Origin of the sequence: Rhizobium sp. BE258, from assembly GCF_031457345.1 — a bacterium.
GTDB lineage: Bacteria > Pseudomonadota > Alphaproteobacteria > Rhizobiales > Rhizobiaceae > Rhizobium.
In genome coordinates this window covers 147,576-162,147 of the sequence record NZ_JAVDWL010000002.1, presented here as the reverse complement: position 1 = coordinate 162,147, position 14,572 = coordinate 147,576, and the positions used below count along the sequence as shown (strand labels likewise).

Genomic DNA, 14,572 nt, shown 5'->3' with positions numbered 1-14,572 from the left:
GCGGGCGCCACAGGTGCCCGCAGCTTTCACAAAACTTTCACATTGGGGAAAGGGTTCGTTGACCCTTCTCCCCCATCTTCGCTGTGAAAAAGAAGACTTCACAGTGGAGATTGGCATGTCTTTGACTGCCGCCGTCGCGCCCGGCGTCGTTCGTCGCTATGCCAGCGATCAGATCGTGACGCTTGCAAAGCTTGTCGTAGAAAACGCCTTCCAGCCGATCGTAGAGGCCGGAACCGGAACGGTATTCGGCTATGAATCCCTCATGCGCGGGCAGGAGCGGATCGGCTTCGATTCCCCGATTGAAATCCTCGACGAAGCCTTTCGCGCCAACCAGCTTCTGCCGCTGGAACAGATGGTCGCCAGCCGTGCGCTTGCCAAGTTCGCCACCCTCGGCAACTACGCCACCTCGACGCTCTTCCTCAATCTCGATGTCCGCCTGATCCCGCATGGCGACCGGCTGATCGAAAACCTGCTGCAGCAGCTGAAGGCTGCAAACCTGCCGCCGTCCTCCGTCTGCTTCGAGTTTTCCGAGCGTTTCGACAACACCAGCGTGCCGGAATTCGAGGCGCTGGTGTCCAAGCTGCGCCGCACCGGCTTCAAGCTGGCGATCGACGATTTCGGCGTCGGCCACGGCGAGATGAAGCTGCTCTGCGACTATGCCGTCGACTACCTGAAGATCGACCGGCATTTCGTCGCCGATATCGACAGCAAGCCGCGCAAGCGCCATCTCCTGAAGAACATCGTCAACATCGCCCATGTTCTCGGCACCCGCGTCATCGCCGAGGGTATCGAGACCGAAGCCGAATTTCTGGCTTGCCGCGAATATGGCGTCGATCTCGTCCAGGGCTGGTTCATCGCCCGCCCGACCACGCATATTTCCGAGCTCGTTCCGGCCTTCCCGCATCTGCAGGAACTCGGCCAGAACAAGCGCAACACCCAGTCGCTCGACGAAATCCTGATCCGCAAGCAGGTCGAGATGCTGCCGACGGTGTTCGAAAACGACAGCATCGATACGGTGTTCGAACTCTTCCGCCGCAATCCGCGCCAGGGTTTTTTCCCGGTGCTGAACGCCAATGGCGAGCCGCGCGGCATCATCCACGAACATCATCTGAAGCAGTATATCTACCACCCGTTCGGGCGCGATCTCTTGAAGAACAAGATGTACGAGCGCACCATCTCGCAATTCGTCGAGATCGCCCCGATCGTCAGCCTCGACAGCGATGCCGAGCGGCTGATGGCGATCTTCGCCAATATGGAAGGCAGCAACTGCCTGATCCTGACCGACAACATGCGCTATGCCGGTGTTGTCTCCGCCGCCGCACTGATCAAGGTGATCAACGAGAAGCAGCTGAAGATCGCCCAGGACCAGAACCCGCTGACCGGCCTGCCGGGCAATCATGCGATCCGCGATTTCATGCGCCAGTCCGGCCGCGACGGCGATGGCGTCAGGCATTTCTGCTATTGCGACTTCGACAATTTCAAGCCGTTCAACGATGCCTATGGCTTCCATCTCGGCGACCACGCGATCTCGCTGTTTGCCGCTTTGATGCGCCGCTACTTCTTCGCCGAGCGCCACTTCCTCGGTCATGTCGGCGGCGACGATTTCTTCATCGGCGTCGTCGGCTGGACGCAGGCCGAGCTCAGCGAAATCCTCGACCGGCTGATCAGCGATTTCCATGAGGACGTGCTGGCCCTCTATTCGGATCAGGACCGCGCCAAGGGCAGCATTCGCGGCCACGACCGCTCGGGTGCCGAAGCGCTGTTCCCGCTGATGCGCTGCTCGATCGGGGTTCTCGAACTGTCGGACGGGCTGGTCATCGACGACATCAACCGTGTCGGCACCGAGATCGCCCATGTGAAGGCCGCCGCCAAGGAAAGCGCCGACGGTCTCGTCTTCCACCTTCTGGGCGAGGCGAATTGACGCCATTGCCACTTCCCGCCTTTCCAAGGCGGCAGGGCTGAATTATCTCCTGTGCTTTCGGAATGAGGAGACCGGATATGCCCCTGCCGCCGACCATGCGTTACGTCGATCTGCCGAGCTTCGGCGCCCCTGAGGCAATGAAGATCGCCAGCGGTCCGCTGCCGGTTCCGGGCGAGGGGCAAATCCTGGTGAAGACGCAGGCCATCGGCGTCAACCGCCCTGACGTGGCGCAGCGCCAGGGCACCTATCCGGCGCCGAAGGGCGCCAGCCCGATCCTCGGCCTCGAGCTTGCAGGCGAAGTCGCCGCCATCGGCCCCGGTGTCACCGGCTACACCGTCGGCGACAAGGTCTGCGGCCTCGCCAATGGCGGTGCCTATGCCGAATATTGCCTGCTGCCCGCAGGCCAGACACTGCCGTTCCCCAAGGGCTACGACGCCGCCAAGGCCGCCGCCCTGCCGGAAGCCTTTTTCACCGTCTGGGCCAATCTCTTCCAGATGGCGGGCCTGACCGAAGGCGAGAGCGTGCTCATCCACGGCGGCTCAAGCGGCATCGGCACGACGGCGATCCAGCTCGCCAAAGCCTTCGGCGCCACCGTTTACGCGACCGCCGGTTCGGCCGATAAATGCGACGCCTGCGTCAGGCTCGGAGCCACAAGGGCGATCAACTACAAGACCGAGGATTTTGCCGAAGTCATCAAGGCGGAAACCGCGGGCGAGGGCGTCGATATCGTCCTCGACATGATCGGCGCCGCCTATTTCGAGAAGAACATCGCCTCACTGGCGAAAGACGGCTGCCTGTCGATCATCGCTTTCCTCGGCGGCGCGGTGGCCGAAAAGGTCAACCTGGCACCCATCATGGTCAAGCGCCTGACGGTCACCGGCTCGACCATGCGCCCGCGCACCGCCGAAGAAAAACGCGCCATCCGCGACGATCTCCTCTCCCAGGTCTGGCCGCTGCTTGAAGCCGGCACCGTTTCGCCGGTGATCGACAAGGTTTTCTCGTTCGACGATGTCGTCGAGGCGCATCGACTGATGGAGACGAGTTCTCACATCGGCAAGATCATGCTGAAGGTCTGAGTGTCACCCGACTCGTGTCATGCTCGGGCCTGCATCTGCACCGGCTGACGTAGGGTTCGTTAAATCCTCGGGACAAGCCCGAGGATGACGAAGTTGGGTTGGGCTCTCGTTGCAGGCGAAGACGATATCATCTGGCCGTTATCCTCGGGCTTGTCCCGAGGATCCAACGACGCCCTACGACAATGGCAGCTACTCAGCCGAGGATGGCCGCGAGAGGCTCAGGCCGCCTTGTCCCGCAACGACAGCGCCGTGATCACCGTCACAATCCCCGGCAAAGCCATCGCCGCATACAGCCAATGCGCCGCCGCAATATCGCCTGCGATCCCACCGGGGTGAACCAGCCCAGTGCTGTTGGCGATCACGCCGGCGATGGCCGCGCCGAAGGCGCTGCCGAGCGACTGCACGGTGGAGATTGCCGCGGACGCCTTGTCCTGTTCGGAATTCTGCACCAGCTGCAGCACCTTGGTGACCAGATGCGCCCAGCCAAGACCGACGCCGAAGCCCATCATCAGCATCGCGAAGGCAGCCGGCGCGAGGATCAGGATCTCGGCCGTCTGGTTTTCGCGGGCGAGAAGCAGCGCCAGGGCTGCCGTCGAGAGTGCCTCGATCACGCATCCGGCGATGATCGCCTTGATGGCAGCCGGACCCTTGAGATTGCCGCTGAAGAAGGCGGCAAAGGTCCAGCCGAGCGCCACCAGCGCCGTCAGATAGCCGGAGATCAGCGGCGTCACGCCATGCAGCGCCTGCAGGAAATAGGGGATGTAGATGTCGCTGGTCAGCACGATCAGCAGCGTGAACATCGTGAGATAGACGCGCGCTACCGGCTTGCCGAGTGTGACCGCGCCGGTGGGCAGCAGCCGTGTCCGCCCCTGCCGCTCGACGACGAGCACCAGCGCGATGGCGATGACCGCAAGCGCAACGAGCACTGCCTTGCCGCCTGTGTGCTCGAGCGTTCCGGCAATGCTGACAAGGAGCACGGCGCCGATCAGAAGGCCGATCTGCACGAAGGGTATGCGTCCCTCGGCACGATCATCTGTGGCCTTCGGCAGGAGCCACGGCGCCAGCACGGCCATCAGCACGCCGAGCGGCACCAGGACGATAAAGGCATGCCGCCAGTTGCTGCCATCGGCGAACAATCCCCCGGCGCTCGGACCAAGCAGCGTCGCGACACCCCAGATCGCCGCATAAAGCGTCGAAGCCTTGGGCCAGAGCGGCTCGGGAAAGGCAAAGCGCACGAAGGCATAGGCAAGCGCTGCCAGAATCCCGGCGCCATAGCCCTGGATCGTCCGTCCCACGAGCACGACTTCCATCACCGGTGCGGCGGCGCAGACGAGGCTGCCCGCGCCGAACAGCACGGCGCCGAACACATAGGCAATCCTGAGCCCCATGCCGCGCGGCCGCATCGCCACCGAGATCGATCCGAGGACGGCCGCCGCGACATAGAGCGTCGTCACCCAGGAGAGCAACGGCAGCCCGCCGATATCGCGCACGATCGACGGCGCGATCGTCGCCATGATGTAACTCTCGACCGCATAAAGCGTCACCCCGCCGCCGAGCATCAGCGTGGCCGGAAGCAGGCGAGGGGTGAAAAGCTGGAGGACGGAGGATTTGGGCGCGGCGCCCTGATCTATGCTGGTCATGCTGTATGCCTTGATGTGTTTTCTCTGGCGGAAGATTATTTTCCAATTTATAAGTTGGAAAATTGCATGCTTGTGTTATTAAAACAAGCGTGGACTTGGAAAAATAAATGCGCCAATCGCCTGCCAACCGTATCCTGCTTCTGCTCAAGACCGAAGGCCCGCAGCTCGGCACCGATGTCGGCGACCATCTCGGCATCACCGCGGAGGCCGCCCGCCAGCAGCTGACCAAGCTTGCCGAGGAAGGGCTCACCGAGCCGGTGAGCGAACCGTCTTCCGGCCGCGGCCGCCCGAAACAGCTCTGGCAGCTCACCGCCGCCGGCCATCAGACCTTCCCGGATGGCCATGCCGAACTCACCGCCGGCCTGCTCGGAATAATCACCGCTGAGCTCGGCCCCGGCGCGCTCGATGCCGTCATCTCGGCCCGCGAAACAGAGACGCTCGCCCGCTACCGGCATGATGTCTCGGCTCCGGCGCTTGCCGATCGCGTCAGCGAGCTCGCCGCCATCAGAAGCCGCGAGGGCTACATGGCCGATAGCTGGCAGGAGGAGGACGGCTCCTTCATGCTCGTCGAAAACCACTGCCCGATCTGCGCTGCCGCCGCTGTCTGCGCCGGCTTCTGCCGCTCGGAGATCGAAACTTTCCGCAGCGTGCTTGGCGCCAAGGTCGAGCGCTCCGAACATATCCTGCTCGGCGCCCGCCGCTGTGCCTACCGGATATCGGTCTAGGCTGGGCTCAGCTGCCGCTTGCCGCTTTCCAGCACCAGCAGGAAGGCGATCGCCCCGAGACCGGCAAGGGCGGCGATCTGCGCCGTTCCCGAATAATCCGTCAGCGTCGTGCCGATGGCGAAGATCGTTGCGGCAACACCATTGCTGATGAAGACGCTGACCGAGATCAGCGAGCTGCCGAGCCCCGGCCGGTCGGCGATCAGGTCCTGCAGATAGGTGATCGGCACGCTGAGGATCGCGGCTGCCCCGCAGGCATTGATCAGCACCAGCGAATAGATATGCCACGGCGCCGAGGCGAAGCCTGCCAGCGTCAGGTAGAGACAGTAGATCAGGCTGCCCGCGGCCAGGATATGGACATTGCGGAAGCGCTTCTGCAGCGCGCCCCACATCATCATGAACGGCATTTCGAGGAAGGCGACCAGCCCCGCCATGAAGCCGACATCGACCACCGTGCCGCCGGCCGGATGGGTGATGATCAGCGGCGACAGCATGGTGTTCAGCCGCTGCAAGCCGAGCAGCAGCGACATGGCGATGATGCGCTTGAGGATATAGGGCTGGGCGATCCGTTTCAGCGATGGCAAGAAACCCGGCGCATCGGCAAGCGGCCCCGACGATTTCGGCGTCTTCCCGGCAAAGAAGAAATACAGGCAGAAGCAGGTGAGGCTTGCCGCCCCGGCAATCCCATAGGCCGGCGTCATCGACTGCGCGGTCGCCAGATAAAGCCCGATCACCCCCGGCGCCAGCGCCCAGGATCCCGAATAGAGCGCCCGCACCGTCGAGGAGATCGATCCCGCCAGCCCGCGATCCATCCTGTTGGTCGTCGCACGAATGCTGGCAAACAGGATCGAATAGGTCGAGTTGCTCGCCGGGATGAGCAGCAGCACGCAGAGAATGAACACCGGCGCGGTATGAAAGACGAAGACCGAGCCGAAGCCGATCATGCCGCAGACAGATAACGCCAGCACCAGCGGCCGCCGGTCTGCCATCCGGTCCGACCATATCCCCAGCGTCAGGCTGGTCGCCACATTGGCCAGCGCCGAGAAGAACACCAGCGCCGAGTAGGCGCCGTCGCTCATCCCGAGCTCGTTGATGCCGATGATCGACTGATAAGGCAGCGTCGAGGCATAGGTGAAGGCGAGCGCCACCAGCGTGACGGCCGGAATGCGGATTTTTGGTTCGCGGAGGATGACGGAGAAGGCAGAGGGCATGACTGTGATTCCTGATGCGCTACCTCTAATCCTGCCTGCTGCCATCGAAAAACGATTGTTTGTGATACCGGTGTCAATTCGTGTGATGGGCTGCGAACTGGCGTGATCCGCCTACTGCGTCTCGGCCCGGAATGCCTTGCGCAGCGTCACCGAGAGATAGTCTATGCAGAGCCTGACCTTGGCGGCGGCGAGACGGCTATGGGGGAAGACCGCATGGATCGGCGCGGCGGCAAGCCGTGCCTCGGGCAGCACCACCTCAAGCCTGCCGCTATCGATGTCGTCGCGGACATCCCATATCGATTTCAGCACCAGTCCCGCGCCGGAAAGCGCCCAGCGGTGGGCAAGCTCGCCGTTGTTGGTCGTGAGACTGCTGGTGACATTGGCGCTGCGGCCGTCGGCAAAAGCCCAATGGGTGTTCGGCGGCTCTCCGAAGGCGACGATGTCGTGGCCGGGAAGATCGTCGACCGTCTGCGGCCGTCCCCGGCGGTCGAGATAGGCCGGCGCCGCGCAGATGACGCGCCGATTGGGCGCGATCTGGCGGGCGATCAGGCTGGAGTCGGAGAGCGATCCGAAACGGATGGCGAGATCGTATCCGGCATCGACGATATTCTCGACGCCGTCATTGGTGTCCAGATGCACATGCAGGTCTGGATGGGCCTGCTGGAAGTCCCAAAGGATCGGCGCCAGCCACCGGCAACCGAAAGCAAAGGTCGAGGTGACCTTCAAGACCCCGCTCGCCCTGTCGCTTCCGCTCGAAGCCTCGGTCTCGGCATCGTCGATCTCGGCCAGGATCTGGACGCAACGCTCGTAGAAGCGCGCGCCTTCTTCGGTCAAAGCCAGCGAGCGGGTCGTCCTGTTGACCAGCCGCACACCGAGCCGCTCTTCAAGCCGCGAGAGTTTCCGGCTGACAACCGTCAGCGAAAAACTAAGCTCGCGGGCCGCGCCGGAGAGGCTCTTCGCCTGCACGACCCGCACAAAGACCAGCATGTCGAGAAAATTGTCGCTCATATTATTGCTGATATCGCAAGAGACTATCGACAACAATATCCATTCTGACAACAGCGAGACCGGGCTACAGTCCCTCCATCGAAACCGCGGCACGGTGTTGCCGCATGAGGAGAGCAACAGATGACATCCCTGGAAAAACAGCGCGTTCTCGTCGTAGGCGGTAGCTCCGGCATCGGTCTTGCCGTCGCAGAGCAGGCTGCTGCCGCAGGCGCCGCAGTCACCATCGCTTCACGTTCCGCAGACAAGCTTGCCGAAGCAGCGCGTTTGATCGGAGGCGGCGTGGCGACGGCGGTTCTCGATACCGGCGACGCCGGCAGCGTCGAGGCCTTCCTCGCGGCAGGCGGCGCATGGGATCATATCGTCATTTCCGCAGCGCAGACCCCATCGGGGCCCGTGCGCAAGCTCTCGCTCGACGATGCGAAGCGCGCCATGGAAAGCAAGTTCTGGGGCGCCTACCGCATCGCCAGGGCCGCGCAGTTCGCCGAACGCGGATCGCTGACCTTCATCTCCGGCTTCCTGAGCGAACGCCCTTCGGCATCCTCGGTCCTGCAGGGCGCCATCAACGCCGCGCTTGAATCGCTGGCCCGCGGTCTTGCGCTTGAATTGTCGCCCGTCCGGGTCAATGCCGTCTCGCCGGGTGTCATCGATACGCCGCTCTGGTCGAAGATGGACGAGGCAAACCGAAATGCCATGTTCGAGCGCATTGCCGGCAATCTGCCCGCAAAGACGATCGGGCAGCCATCCGATATCGCCAATGCGGTGCTGTTCCTGATGATGACGCCTTTTGCCACCGGTTCGACCGTGCGTGTCGATGGCGGCGGCGCGATCGGGTGATGCCATGCTGATCGATCACGTCACGCTGCGCACTGCGGATCTGGAAGGCACAAAGGTCTTTCTTGAGGATCTTCTTGGATTGACGGTTGGCGCCCGTCCGGACTTCGGTTTCCCGGGCTACTGGCTTTATGACGAAGGCGAACCTGTCGTTCATCTCATTCCCGGCGCTGGCGCTACCGTTGGCAGGGATGCGGAGACCATCGATCATGTCGGGTTCCGCCTCCAAGGCTATCAGGTGTTCCGCAAGAAGCTTGACGATGCCGTGACACCCTATTCCACCATGGACCTACCCGCGCTTGGCGAGCGGCGCCTTTTCGTCCGCACGCCCGGCGGCATCCTCCTCGAACTCGTCTTCCGCGAAGACGCCAAGATCAATTGAGCGATAGAAAAGGGAACAAGACGATGATCACTGCAACCCTCAAGGCCGGCCTTGCCGCCATTGCCATCGCAACATCGGTGGCTTTCCCGGCAAGCGCATCCGCGCCGCTGAAGATCGACGAGATCGTGCATTCGCCGAAACCGGGGCATGCCGAAAAGAGCACGGAAGCTGCCGCCCGGCATTTCTATGCTTTCTGGAACACCGGCGACGAGGCCGATCTCAAGCAGGCGATCGCACCCGCCTTCACCGATCACACCTTGCCGGAAGGCAGGCCGCAAGGTCCTGAAGGGCCAGCCTTCGCGTCCAAAAATTTCCGAGCTGCCGTTCCCGACCTTTCGGTCGAGGTCCGCAAGATGATCATCGCTGGCGACTACGTCACCGTACACATGATCTTCCGCGGCCATTTCACCGGCGCATTCGGCACAACCAAGGGCTCCGGGCAGGCCATCGAGTTCATCGCTACCGATCTGTTGAAAGTCACCAAGGGCAAGGTCACCGACAACTGGCATATCGAGGACAATCTGGCGCTTCTGAAACAGTTAGGCATCGTATCGATGAAGTGAGACGAGACGGCCTCAGATCCCAACCCGTCCGAACGCCGGAACCTTAACCCCCGGATTGGCGATATCGACGCCCGCCACCAGTCCCATGAAATGCACCTCGAAGCCGCTGCGCACGCCAGCGGCAAAGCCGATGAGGCCATAGAGCGTCGCATGCATGTCGCGTCCGTCAGGGTCTATCTCGAAGAAGCGCCCGTCGGTCAGGAAATCCCGGCCGACGGCATCGGGTGGCAGCACGGTGCCGAGTTGCGGCACGGCTCGAAGCACGTGGGCGACGAAGCTGTTGGAGTTCGGGCCCGGATAGATCCGGTAATCGCCGGTCGCGGCGAAGGGGTAGGACTGGATCGCCGCCTCGACCGCCGGGATCAGCGCTGCCGCTTCCGGTCCCTTCAGCGCCTGCACGATATGAGGCGTGTTGGAATACCAGTAGGCATCCGGCTGATAGTTGTTGCGGCGGATCGGCGAGCCCCAGCCGACCTTGTCGTAGCGGTTATAGGCCGTGTCGCCGGTTCCCTTCGTGACGATCCACGAATGGCTGGCCACAGCACCCTTCATCCCGCCGGTCGCTGCCGAAAGGACGTAGATCGCTGCCTCGCCATCGGCATCCGGTTTGGGCAGCACGCCCGATGACGTCCACTTCGCCTCCCGCCAGCTCTTCGGCCGCTCCTTCAGCGCCCACCATCCGGCCGAAGCCAGCGCCGGAAGCAGGTAGATGACGAGTATCGCCAGAAACAGCCGCTTCAAAAACCGCATAGTCGCCAAAGCCCCCGAACAGCAACGATAGGACGATATTCCCGATCATGATGGCGCAATTGCGCCTAACGGCGGGCTGAAAGGCGTTGCTTTATCGGCGGACGGCGCTATGCCTTCAGCATCCCTGTCAACCACCCGGAATATCCCCCATGTCCAATCCCGTCACCGTCGAAGTCACCCGTGGTTCGCTCGTCGAAAGCCGTCATCGCGGCATGGTCGTAGCGGTCGATGGCGATGGCAAGGTGGTGTTTTCGCTGGGTGATGCGGATGCCGCCGTTTTCCCGCGTTCGGCCTGCAAGGCGATGCAGGCGCTGCCACTGGTCGAAAGCGGTGCGGCCGATGCCTTTGGGTTTGGCGACAAGGAGCTGTCGCTGTCCTGCGCCTCGCATTACGGCGAGGATGCGCATGTGGCGCTGGCGGCCTCTATGCTGGCGCGCGCCGGACGCGATGAAAGCGTGCTCGAATGCGGCACACACTGGTCGTCCAATCAGGATACGCTGATCCATCAGGCCCGCACGCTCGACAGGCCAAACCCGCTGCACAACAATTGCTCCGGCAAGCATTCCGGCTTCGTCTGCACCTGTGTTCATCAGGGCATAGAGCTGAAGGGCTATGTCGGCTACGATCATCCGCTGCAGCAACAAATCCGCGGCACAATGGAAAGCCTGACGGGCGCCGTGCTCGCCCATGACAATTGCGGCATCGACGGCTGCGCCATCCCGACCTATGCCGTGCCGCTGAAGCGGCTTGCCCATGGTTTCGCAAAGATGACGACGGGCAATGGTCTCGAGCCGATCCGCGCCAAGGCCTCGAAGCGGTTGACGGAGGCCTGCATGGCCGAGCCCTTCTATGTCTCCGGGACCGGCGGCACCTGCACGGCGCTGATGCAGATCGCCCCTGGCAAGATTTTCGCCAAGACCGGCGCCGAGGGCGTCTTCTGCGCCACGCTTCCGGAGCAGGGAATTGCTGTCGCGCTGAAATGCGAGGACGGCACAACGCGCGCCGCCGAAGCCATGGTCGCCGCCACGCTCGCCCGCTTTTTCGAGAAGGGCGGCGAAACGCACGCGGCCTTGATGGCGATTGCCACCCGGCCGATCCACAATCGCAATGGCGCAGCGGTGGGCGAGGTGCGCGCAACGGCTGCGTTCGCCTGACGATCCGTGCCGTTGCGGCACATCAGTCCTGCAAAAAACAGCAAATACTAATATGGATTAAACCAATTCCGGCGACGGCGCGTGCGGCCGCCGGGATTTGTCCTACAATGGCGCGGCTTTCGAAACGTGGGGTTTCGATCTCGATGCCTTGAGGGCAGGATATGTTTGCAGGCCGCTATATCTGGTGGATGCTGATCGCCGTGGCGATCTTCCTGTTCTTCTCCATGTGCTTCGATTACGTCACCTGGATCGTCGTCGCCGTCTCCGGTTGCGCTGAAGTCGCCGGCTCCTGCGGGCCGATCGTCGTCAGCATGTCGGGCGCCATGAAACCTGCCGGCATGGGCCTGGCGAGCCTGATCATGGTGATCTGCACCGTGGGACGGCTGCGCTATCTGCGCTGCGGATGGGGTTGGGCCGCAGCGGCACTCGTTTGGTTCTATGCCTCGACGGCCTTTCCCGGAATCCTTGCTGCCGGCTGGACTGGCCAGCTGCGGCCGGAAATGGTGGCAGAAAGCCTGCCTGCCGCCTTCCTGTTCATCAATGTGCTCTGCGCCTATCTGGCGATCCCCTTCGAGGAGGGGCGCACCGTTCCGTTCGGCGAATGGCGGTGGCTGCGCGGGCTTCTCTGGTTCTGCGTCGCCTATGGCACGCTGACTGCTTTCGCCGGAACATCGGGCTTCGGCGCCACGCCCGCCCGCCTGATTGGCATGCCCTGGCTCGCTGAGACGCTCGCCGGGCTGCAGGCGCCGCTGGAAGCGGTGCTCGATCTCGGCACCGGCAGCATGGTCCCTGCCTACGCGGTGCTGGCGATGTTCGCTGCCGGGCTTGGCGCGACGCTGCTGCCGCAGGATGCGGCGGTCCTGCGCGAGCGCCTGCTGGAGCCGTTCACGCTTCGAGGATCGCGCCGTTGAGCGCGCGGTAGGGCGCCAGCCGCTCCTCGCCGATCCCTTCGGGGATGACCATTCCGGAGACGTCGCCGATGCCGAGCACAGGGCAGGGCGAGGCGCGGTCGAGCTTGTCTTCCGTCAGCATCACATAGGTCTCCACCGAACAGCGGGCGATATGCCGCTTGATCGCCGCCTCCTCGAAATCGCCGGTCGACAGTCCGTGCACGGGATGGGCGGCGGTGACCCCGAGAAAGAAGACGTCGGGCCTGAGTTGCGCGATCGCACTCATCGCGGCTGCTCCCGTTGCCACCATCGAATGCTTGTAAAGCCGCCCGCCGGTGAGGATGACCTCGGCCGTCGGGTGATGCTCCAGCTCGGCGGCGATCGTCGGGCTGTGGGTCGCGACCGTGAAGGCGATGTCGCGCGGCAGCCGCCTGGCGATCTCCGCCGTCGTCGTGCCGCCATCGAGAAAGATCATCTGTCCGGCCTTCACCATCGCCGCGGCCCTGGCGCCGAGCCGCTGCTTGGTCTCCGAAGCAACGGCGCGCCGGGCTGAAAGATCAGGCAGATCGGGCGAAACCGGTAGCGCTCCGCCATGCACCCGCCTCAGCAATCCTTCGCCCGCCATCTCCCTGAGGTCACGGCGGATCGTGTCCTCGGACAGCGAGAACTCCTCGGCAACGCGCTTGGCAATCACCTGGCCGTCCCGGCGCAGGATATCGAGGATCAGGGATTTGCGTTGTGTGGTCAGCATTGTCCTGCACGAAAATTTACGAAACTCCGTGATAATGCCCAATATGACTCGACATGCAAGCAATTTCGCGCATTATCGTGAAATCCCGTGCATGACGCCGGGAGTTGTGGAGTTTGGTCATGTTGATTTTGATTGCCGGTCCCTACCGGTCGGGAACGGGTGACGACCCGGTGAAAATGGCGGCGAACCTGAAGGCATTGGAAGCGCCGTCCTATGCCCTGTTCAAGGCGGGCCATGTCCCGATGATCGGCGAATGGGTGGCGCTGCCGGTCTGGCATGCTGCGGGCGGCAAGACGATCGGCGATGCGCTGCACGAGGAAATCTTCTATCCCGTCGCCCATCGCCTGCTTGAGCTTTGCGAGGGCGTGCTGCGCCTTCCCGGTGCATCCAAGGGCGCCGATAACGACGTACGGATTGCCCGGGAGCGGGGCATTCCCGTCTGGTACCGGCTCGAGGATGTGCCGGGCTGCGCTGCGGCGGCGTGACCCGCTTGCCCCTCATCCCAGCGACAAGGATGGGGTGAGGGCGCATTTCAAATGCGTCCAATTTCCCCATGGCTGCCCCCGCGCCGCCGCGATATATCATCTCCCCAAAAGGGAGATCACAATGCTGACATTCTATTTCGGCCAGAGTACCTGCGCGCTGGCAACGCTGATTGCGCTGGAAGAAGCGGGCCTTGCCTATGAGCCGAGAAAGCTCAGCCTCAAGGACAGCGAGCAGCGCGCGCCTGAGTACCTGAAGATCAATCCGAAGGGCCGGGTTCCGGCACTGGTCACCGATCGCGGCGTGCTGACCGAAACCGTCGCCATTCTCGTCTACATCGCCCAGATCGCGCCGCAGGCGAAGCTTGCGCCTGTTGACGATCCCTTCGAATTTGCCCGCCTGCAGGCTTTCAACAGCTATATCGCCTCGACCGTGCACATAAACCACGCGCATAGCCGCCGCGGCAGCCGCTGGGCCGATGATCCCGCCGCCATTGCGGCCATGGCCGCCAAGGTGCCGCAGACCATGGCCGAGAGCTTCCAGATGATCGAAGACAAGATGCTCGAAGGCCCCTGGGTGATGGGCGGGCAATATAGCGTGGCCGATCCCTATCTCTTCACCATGGCCAGGTGGCTGCCCGGCGACGGTGTGGACATGGCGCGGTTCCCCAAGGTCTCCGCTCATCATGCGCGGATGCTGGAGCGTCCGGCGGTCAGGGCGGCGCTGGCTGCCGATCAGGCCTGACGGCTAAAGGTGGCCGCGAGCCTCTTCGGTGCCCGGAACAGCCAGGCATTGATCAGCCGCTGCCGCAATTCGCCGTCGCCGATATTGGCGGCGCGTACCGGCAGCGACGGCCATCCCTTGTAATGGTCCGTCTGGAAATAGATCTCCGGCGCCATCTCGATCAGGTGCTCCTTGTCGGGAATGGCTATCGACAGCACGAGCGTCTCGTTGTTCTTCACCGAAACGAAGGCCTTGCCCGCGACCTTGAGGGCAGGGTTGCCAAAGGACGTGCTTTCTTCCACGCCCGGCAATCCCGCTTCGGCCGCAAGCCGGATCAGGCGGTTAAAGAGACTGTCCATTGTGTCGGCCGTCATGGCTGCTCCCTATCCGCGGGTCACCGTGCACGGAGCCTGTCAGATTGCCTGAAGCGCTAGATGGGCGCACACGCTCCTCCCTTCCTAATGCCA

16 protein-coding genes are annotated in these 14,572 nt (G+C 63.1%); 10 read left to right on the top strand and 6 right to left on the bottom strand.

The window, feature by feature from the left end; genetic code table 11:
* The first annotated feature begins 115 nt into the window (after window positions 1–115).
* Window positions 116–1,921 carry an EAL domain-containing protein gene (locus J2X43_RS05995; protein ID WP_310291750.1) on the top strand — a complete coding sequence of 602 codons (1,806 nt, stop codon included), beginning with the start codon at window positions 116–118 and terminating at the stop codon, window positions 1,919–1,921.
* A gap of 77 nt (window positions 1,922–1,998) precedes the next feature.
* On the top strand, window positions 1,999–2,997 hold the full coding sequence (locus J2X43_RS05990; protein ID WP_310291747.1) for an NAD(P)H-quinone oxidoreductase: 999 nt from the start codon (window positions 1,999–2,001) through the stop codon (window positions 2,995–2,997).
* Window positions 2,998–3,215: 218 nt separating this feature from the next.
* On the opposite strand, the gene J2X43_RS05985 is transcribed toward J2X43_RS05990, so the two are convergent.
* On the bottom strand, window positions 3,216–4,637 hold the full coding sequence (locus J2X43_RS05985) for an MFS transporter (protein WP_310291744.1): 1,422 nt from the start codon (window positions 4,635–4,637) through the stop codon (window positions 3,216–3,218).
* A gap of 107 nt (window positions 4,638–4,744) precedes the next feature.
* On the opposite strand from J2X43_RS05985, the gene J2X43_RS05980 reads away from it, so the two are divergent.
* Window positions 4,745–5,362 carry a MarR family transcriptional regulator gene (locus J2X43_RS05980; protein ID WP_310291741.1) on the top strand — a complete coding sequence of 206 codons (618 nt, stop codon included), beginning with the start codon at window positions 4,745–4,747 and terminating at the stop codon, window positions 5,360–5,362.
* On the opposite strand, the gene J2X43_RS05975 is transcribed toward J2X43_RS05980, so the two are convergent.
* Complete coding sequence (locus J2X43_RS05975) at window positions 5,359–6,570, bottom strand: MFS transporter (protein ID WP_310291737.1); 1,212 nt, start codon at window positions 6,568–6,570, stop codon at window positions 5,359–5,361. The genes J2X43_RS05980 and J2X43_RS05975 overlap by 4 nt on opposite strands.
* 111 nt (window positions 6,571–6,681) lie before the next feature.
* Window positions 6,682–7,578: a LysR family transcriptional regulator gene (locus J2X43_RS05970; protein WP_310291735.1), complete on the bottom strand. Its 897-nt coding sequence runs from the start codon at window positions 7,576–7,578 to the stop codon at window positions 6,682–6,684.
* Between the two features lie 120 nt (window positions 7,579–7,698).
* On the opposite strand from J2X43_RS05970, the gene J2X43_RS05965 reads away from it, so the two are divergent.
* Genes J2X43_RS05965 through J2X43_RS05955 form a run of 3 tightly spaced genes read left to right on the top strand, consistent with a single transcriptional unit; the run spans window position 7,699 to window position 9,354 of the window.
* A complete protein-coding gene (locus tag J2X43_RS05965) occupies window positions 7,699–8,412 on the top strand; it encodes an SDR family oxidoreductase (RefSeq protein ID WP_310291730.1) in 714 nt (237 codons plus the stop codon).
* Window positions 8,413–8,416: 4 nt separating this feature from the next.
* Window positions 8,417–8,791 (top strand): VOC family protein, encoded by a 375-nt coding sequence (locus tag J2X43_RS05960; RefSeq protein ID WP_310291726.1) that lies wholly within the window; start codon window positions 8,417–8,419, stop codon window positions 8,789–8,791.
* Window positions 8,792–8,814: 23 nt separating this feature from the next.
* Complete coding sequence (locus tag J2X43_RS05955; RefSeq protein ID WP_310291723.1) at window positions 8,815–9,354, top strand: ester cyclase; 540 nt, start codon at window positions 8,815–8,817, stop codon at window positions 9,352–9,354.
* A 12-nt stretch (window positions 9,355–9,366) separates the two neighbouring features.
* Here the strand turns inward: J2X43_RS05955 and J2X43_RS05950 are convergent, their stop codons facing one another.
* A complete protein-coding gene (locus J2X43_RS05950) occupies window positions 9,367–10,104 on the bottom strand; it encodes a DUF3750 domain-containing protein (protein ID WP_310291720.1) in 738 nt (245 codons plus the stop codon).
* 149 nt (window positions 10,105–10,253) lie between these two features.
* Between J2X43_RS05950 and J2X43_RS05945 the strand changes: the two genes are divergently transcribed.
* Together J2X43_RS05945 and J2X43_RS05940 are read left to right on the top strand one after the other, a co-directional pair.
* Window positions 10,254–11,258 carry an asparaginase gene (locus tag J2X43_RS05945; protein WP_310291717.1) on the top strand — a complete coding sequence of 335 codons (1,005 nt, stop codon included), beginning with the start codon at window positions 10,254–10,256 and terminating at the stop codon, window positions 11,256–11,258.
* Between the two features lie 161 nt (window positions 11,259–11,419).
* Window positions 11,420–12,169, top strand: a complete 750-nt coding sequence (locus J2X43_RS05940; protein WP_310291713.1) for a hypothetical protein — start codon at window positions 11,420–11,422, stop codon at window positions 12,167–12,169.
* Here J2X43_RS05940 and J2X43_RS05935 read toward each other — a convergent pair.
* A complete protein-coding gene (locus J2X43_RS05935) occupies window positions 12,144–12,899 on the bottom strand; it encodes a DeoR/GlpR family DNA-binding transcription regulator (RefSeq protein WP_310291708.1) in 756 nt (251 codons plus the stop codon). The two genes, J2X43_RS05940 and J2X43_RS05935, sit on opposite strands and share 26 nt — an antisense overlap.
* Window positions 12,900–13,018: 119 nt before the next feature.
* On the opposite strand from J2X43_RS05935, the gene J2X43_RS05930 reads away from it, so the two are divergent.
* Both J2X43_RS05930 and J2X43_RS05925 read left to right on the top strand, forming a co-directional pair.
* Window positions 13,019–13,384, top strand: a complete 366-nt coding sequence (locus J2X43_RS05930) for a DUF4406 domain-containing protein (protein ID WP_310291705.1) — start codon at window positions 13,019–13,021, stop codon at window positions 13,382–13,384.
* Window positions 13,385–13,505: 121 nt separating this feature from the next.
* On the top strand, window positions 13,506–14,126 hold the full coding sequence (locus J2X43_RS05925) for a glutathione S-transferase family protein (protein ID WP_310291702.1): 621 nt from the start codon (window positions 13,506–13,508) through the stop codon (window positions 14,124–14,126).
* Here the strand turns inward: J2X43_RS05925 and J2X43_RS05920 are convergent.
* Window positions 14,117–14,479, bottom strand: coding sequence for an MmcQ/YjbR family DNA-binding protein (locus J2X43_RS05920; RefSeq protein WP_112537222.1), 363 nt, complete (start codon window positions 14,477–14,479; stop codon window positions 14,117–14,119). The genes J2X43_RS05925 and J2X43_RS05920 overlap by 10 nt on opposite strands.
* Window positions 14,480–14,572: the final 93 nt, after the last annotated feature.

What these genes read in the sequence shown, in the direction of transcription:
- J2X43_RS05995 (WP_310291750.1), top strand. Translation starts at nt 116, where the DNA reads ATGTCTTTGACTGCCGCCGTCGCGCCCGGCGTCGTTCGTCGCTATGCC.
- J2X43_RS05990 (WP_310291747.1), top strand. Translation starts at nt 1,999, where the DNA reads ATGCCCCTGCCGCCGACCATGCGTTACGTCGATCTGCCGAGCTTCGGC.
- J2X43_RS05985 (WP_310291744.1), bottom strand. Translation starts at nt 4,637, where the DNA reads ATGACCAGCATAGATCAGGGCGCCGCGCCCAAATCCTCCGTCCTCCAG.
- J2X43_RS05980 (WP_310291741.1), top strand. Translation starts at nt 4,745, where the DNA reads ATGCGCCAATCGCCTGCCAACCGTATCCTGCTTCTGCTCAAGACCGAA.
- J2X43_RS05975 (WP_310291737.1), bottom strand. Translation starts at nt 6,570, where the DNA reads ATGCCCTCTGCCTTCTCCGTCATCCTCCGCGAACCAAAAATCCGCATT.
- J2X43_RS05970 (WP_310291735.1), bottom strand. Translation starts at nt 7,578, where the DNA reads ATGAGCGACAATTTTCTCGACATGCTGGTCTTTGTGCGGGTCGTGCAG.
- J2X43_RS05965 (WP_310291730.1), top strand. Translation starts at nt 7,699, where the DNA reads ATGACATCCCTGGAAAAACAGCGCGTTCTCGTCGTAGGCGGTAGCTCC.
- J2X43_RS05960 (WP_310291726.1), top strand. Translation starts at nt 8,417, where the DNA reads ATGCTGATCGATCACGTCACGCTGCGCACTGCGGATCTGGAAGGCACA.
- J2X43_RS05955 (WP_310291723.1), top strand. Translation starts at nt 8,815, where the DNA reads ATGATCACTGCAACCCTCAAGGCCGGCCTTGCCGCCATTGCCATCGCA.
- J2X43_RS05950 (WP_310291720.1), bottom strand. Translation starts at nt 10,104, where the DNA reads ATGCGGTTTTTGAAGCGGCTGTTTCTGGCGATACTCGTCATCTACCTG.
- J2X43_RS05945 (WP_310291717.1), top strand. Translation starts at nt 10,254, where the DNA reads ATGTCCAATCCCGTCACCGTCGAAGTCACCCGTGGTTCGCTCGTCGAA.
- J2X43_RS05940 (WP_310291713.1), top strand. Translation starts at nt 11,420, where the DNA reads ATGTTTGCAGGCCGCTATATCTGGTGGATGCTGATCGCCGTGGCGATC.
- J2X43_RS05935 (WP_310291708.1), bottom strand. Translation starts at nt 12,899, where the DNA reads ATGCTGACCACACAACGCAAATCCCTGATCCTCGATATCCTGCGCCGG.
- J2X43_RS05930 (WP_310291705.1), top strand. Translation starts at nt 13,019, where the DNA reads ATGTTGATTTTGATTGCCGGTCCCTACCGGTCGGGAACGGGTGACGAC.
- J2X43_RS05925 (WP_310291702.1), top strand. Translation starts at nt 13,506, where the DNA reads ATGCTGACATTCTATTTCGGCCAGAGTACCTGCGCGCTGGCAACGCTG.
- J2X43_RS05920 (WP_112537222.1), bottom strand. Translation starts at nt 14,479, where the DNA reads ATGACGGCCGACACAATGGACAGTCTCTTTAACCGCCTGATCCGGCTT.